Below are 4,023 nucleotides of genomic sequence, written 5' to 3'. Positions count from 1 at the left end.
ATTTTATATGACGACGGACAATTTGCGATGAATCTGTTTCCGCTTTGGACGCGACCATTCAGGCCCGTGTCCTGAACTTGCTCATGGACTTGAGGGAGAAATTTGGCGTAGCGATCTTGTTCATCAGCCATGATCTGTCGGTGATCCATCAAATTTGCGATCGTGTTGCAGTGATGCGACAAGGACAGCTGGTTGAGCAGGACCAAACGGAACCGCTGTTTGCGAACCCCTCACATCCTTATACGCAAAATCTACTTTCAGCCGTTCCACGTTTGCCCGCGCCATCGGGAATGCCCGCTGTGCGACAGGTGATTTACGCATGACCTGGCTTCTCACGCGTATCAGTCGGGCTTTGATGACAATGTTGTTGCTCATCGCCTTCACTTTTTTCACCTTAGCCGTCAGCGGCGATCCTGCCGTCGCAAAGTTTGGCGAAGACATCGATTTGGCAACATTGGAAGCCTTTCGCGCAAAGTGGGGCCTTAATTATCCGCTATGGAAGCAATTCCTAATTTATCTAAATGGCGTCGGTCACTTGGATTTTGGCATCTCATTTCGCACGGGCGAACCCGCATGGGATCTTGTGGTGTCCCGCCTGCCTGCAACGCTTTCGCTTATGTCGCCGACGATAGCGGTCTCCGTATTTCTCGGTGTGCCGCTTGGGGTTATTGCAGCCATGAATCGTGGGAAATTGTCCGACCGAGTTACGATTGTGTTGGCCGTTGTTGCGTTGGCCATTCCGTCGTTCCTTCTGGGATTGCTGTTGATGTTCGTTTTTTCAGTCTGGTTGACGTGGCTGCCACCGTCCGGAATCGTCGGCTGGCAGTCCTACATCATGCCTTCTTCAACGCTCGCCATTTCGACTGCAGCGATATATGCTCGGTTTACCCGCTCGGCCATGATCGAGGTTTTGTCACACCCGATGATCGAGACGGCGCAAGCCAGCGGTTTGACACGGCGCGTCATCCTGCGCATGCATGCGCTGCCTAACGTGCTTTTGCCGCTCATCACCGTCACGGCCCTTGAGTTCGGCAATATCATCATTTTTGCAATCGTGGTTGAAAGCGTTTTCAGTTGGCCTGGTGTGGGGCGGCTGTTGATCACCGGGATCACCAACCGTGATTATGCGGTAGTGCAGGTTATTATTCTTCTGACGGGCACAACTGTTATCCTTGCCAATCTTCTTGCGGATATTGCTTACGGCTATGTCGATCCGCGTATCGCGGATGCCCGTTTAAAAGGGCGCGCACGAAGCGCCGGATTGGATGTCGTATGAATATCTTTCGTCATCTTCCGTTACTCATACAACTTTCATTTGGTGCTGTTGCCGTGCTGCTTATCTGTGCGATTTTCGCCCAGATTTTAACACCACATGACATCACGCAAGTCGATTTGCGCAATCGGTTTCAATCGCCCGCCTTTCTTGGTGGAGATTGGGGCAACCCGCTGGGCACAGATAGCCTTGGTCGCGATATGCTGAGTTTGCTGCTGCGCGGGATTCAAGTGTCGATGACGATCGCAGCACTCGGGACAATCGGCGGCGCCGTTCTGGGCGTTACATTAGGTTTTGCAGGCGCATGGATCGGCGGCTGGGTCGATGATCTGATTGGTGTTCTCATCGACTTTCAGGCTACGATCCCGAACCTAATTCTGGCGTTGGCCTTATTAGCGGCGTTTCCCGAGGTCAATTTTATGGTCTTTGTTCTGATCATGGTGATTTATGGATGGGAGCAATATGCTCGTTTGGCCCGCGCCATCGCGCTATCCGCGAAAAACCAGCCATATGTCCAAGCCCAGATCATTTTTGGCGCTAGTCCTGCACGGATCATCATCCGTTCAATTTTGCCAAACGCAGCCGCTGTGCTTTTGGTGAACATGTCGATCAACTTCCCCAGAACGATCATGGTCGAATCGACGCTGAGCTTTTTGGGGATTGGCATTCAGCCGCCCGATACCTCGCTTGGTGTTTTGATCGGGCAAGGGCGAGATCAGCTTTATAATGCGCCTTGGGTGGCTTTGCTGCCGGGGCTCGTCATCTTAATCGCTACAATTTCGATTTCACTTTTGGGCGATTGGGCCCGTGACCTCGTTGATAAGGAATGAAAATATGAGCAACTATGAAGACCGTGTGCTGAAACTGATCATGATGAGCGATATCCACTTATTCCCAAAGGGTGAGATCCGGAAAGGTCTGGACACCGCCGGCCGGTTTGCCGAGGCGATTGGCGATGCAAATCGGTTGTATTCTGATGCGGACCTATGTGTCTTTGCCGGAGACATAGCGGACAGCGCAGAGCCCGAAGCATATGAGCAATTCGATCAGCTTCGCGTAGGCTTGCCGGTGCCACAGCGCGTGATGATGGGCAACCATGACGACCGTAATGTCTATTTGGCATCTGCCGAATCGCCAATGACGGATGAGAATGGCTTTGTGCAGGGTTTTGAAGATATTAAAGGCCATCGCATTTTGATGCTCGATACATCCGAGCCCGATATGCACATCCGCTACAGCGTGCTGTGCGAAAAAAGGCTGAAGTGGGTTGGCGAACGATTGGCCGAGGCGAAAGCTCTCGGGTTAAAAGTCATTCTTTTGCTTCACCACAATCCATGTGCCTTCCAAATGCCCGTGGACACCTATCGTTTGAGCGAGCCTGATCGCCTGATGAAGGTTCTTAAGGAAAGTGGCGCGCAGATCATCCAAATTCTAGCCGGTCACTGCCATATCACAACGGCCGGAAGCTGGGGGGGTTACCCTTGCGCGACAATTAAGGGGAACCAACATAGTGTTGAACCCTATTTCCGCGGGCGCACTGAACAGCAAGCGTGCTATTCGTCACCGGCACAATTTGCGGTGATTGTGTCGGACACAGTCAATTGCGCTGTCCATTTCCATGATTATTTAAACAACGCGACAATGATGGATCCTAGCCTTTTCCCTAACAAGGCAAATCAATTGTTCGAAGAAGTCGACAGAGACTACCCATTTGTTGCAAGTGAAAATTGACAAAAATATAGTTGATTGATCGGGAGGGGGTAACAAATGTCAGCCCCCACCGGCGGAGTTGTTGAAGTCCTACAGGTGTTGTCGTCACGTATCATTGATGCAGACCAGATAGCGGGACCTATCTTTATCGTCACACGAGCTTGGTTCGCTGGACGTCTTAAATTTATTCTTGATCTGGACCTGTCCCGCTTTTGCGCCAAAGCATGCGCAGGCATGTCTTCCCCAATGAAGGATCTGGTCCGATACTGAATGATTGCTTCTGCCGCCCCAAACCAAATTCCAAGTGGCAGCCGCGATCGATGTAGCGCCGTGCCCGATGTCGGAAAAACTGATGGTGTCATTGTTCGCACTGGAAAAGCTGACGAGACTTGATCCGACTGACGCCTTCACTCCCGCACTTGTTACAGGTAGGTCCTTGTGGCCAACGCACGTCAATAAGCCGCTCCAACCTCGAAGGTTCGTCTGGGAAGCAATAGGCAACCCCTTCGTCAGGCAAGCTCAGAGCAAGCGCCCGCCAAAACAACCCATCAAACTTATTGATGTCGGCGGGGTCCACTCTGCATCCTCAATTCTGCGATCTGCCTTGGCTCCCTAAAACCAGCGCTGGCGTTCTTCCACTTCCGGCCAGTGATACTGCTTTAACGGCATTCGCGCGGAAAACTCCAGTGCCGTTTCCTTCCTAAAAAAATGAGCGTTGCGCAATCACTTCATGCGCGATTATCGTCGTCGAACATCGGCGGGCTAGAATGCAAGCGGGATACCCCAACAGCTACAGACCTGCAGGATCGAACCGCTTTGTCACATTTCACAGGAAATATTGATGTCATGGCGTGGCTACCGGAACAAACGTCACCTGTCTGCTCCGAGCAGATCACGTTGGAAGCTGCGACCGCATCCTTTCATTACGATACCAACTATCTAAGCCCACAAAACGCGATGTCCCTATATGGCATAGATATGGGAAACCGCTCGGGTGTCTGACGTCAGCACTCGTTGGACAGATTTGAGGATTTGAATAA

Annotated in this window: 6 protein-coding genes; 5 read left to right on the top strand and 1 reads right to left on the bottom strand. The window is 51.7% G+C overall.

What is annotated here, in order from left to right; all coding sequences use genetic code 11:
• Positions 1–83: 83 nt before the first annotated feature.
• Genes KO497_RS19350 through KO497_RS01965 form a run of 5 tightly spaced genes read left to right on the top strand, consistent with a single transcriptional unit; the run spans position 84 to position 3,253 of the window.
• A complete protein-coding gene (locus tag KO497_RS19350) occupies positions 84–323 on the top strand; it encodes a hypothetical protein (protein ID WP_354668074.1) in 240 nt (79 codons plus the stop codon).
• Positions 320–1,276, top strand: a complete 957-nt coding sequence (locus tag KO497_RS01980) for an ABC transporter permease (RefSeq protein WP_215942292.1) — start codon at positions 320–322, stop codon at positions 1,274–1,276. Before KO497_RS19350 ends, KO497_RS01980 begins: the two co-directional genes overlap by 4 nt.
• Positions 1,273–2,103 (top strand): ABC transporter permease, encoded by an 831-nt coding sequence (locus KO497_RS01975; protein WP_215942291.1) that lies wholly within the window; start codon positions 1,273–1,275, stop codon positions 2,101–2,103. The genes KO497_RS01980 and KO497_RS01975 overlap by 4 nt, the downstream gene beginning before the upstream one ends.
• A 4-nt stretch (positions 2,104–2,107) precedes the next feature.
• Positions 2,108–3,004, top strand: a complete 897-nt coding sequence (locus KO497_RS01970; RefSeq protein ID WP_215942290.1) for a metallophosphoesterase — start codon at positions 2,108–2,110, stop codon at positions 3,002–3,004.
• Positions 3,005–3,040: 36 nt separating this feature from the next.
• Positions 3,041–3,253 carry a hypothetical protein gene (locus KO497_RS01965; RefSeq protein WP_215942289.1) on the top strand — a complete coding sequence of 71 codons (213 nt, stop codon included), beginning with the start codon at positions 3,041–3,043 and terminating at the stop codon, positions 3,251–3,253.
• Positions 3,254–3,341: 88 nt separating this feature from the next.
• Here the strand turns inward: KO497_RS01965 and KO497_RS19345 are convergent, their stop codons facing one another.
• Positions 3,342–3,560: a transposase gene (locus KO497_RS19345; RefSeq protein WP_215942288.1), complete on the bottom strand. Its 219-nt coding sequence runs from the start codon at positions 3,558–3,560 to the stop codon at positions 3,342–3,344.
• Between the last annotated feature and the right edge of the window lie 463 nt (positions 3,561–4,023).

Origin of the sequence: Pacificibacter marinus, assembly GCF_018860665.1 — a bacterium.
Lineage (GTDB): Bacteria > Pseudomonadota > Alphaproteobacteria > Rhodobacterales > Rhodobacteraceae > Celeribacter > Celeribacter marinus_A.
The sequence above is the reverse complement of the archived record's forward strand: the minus strand, read 5'-3'. Positions and strand labels throughout refer to the sequence as shown.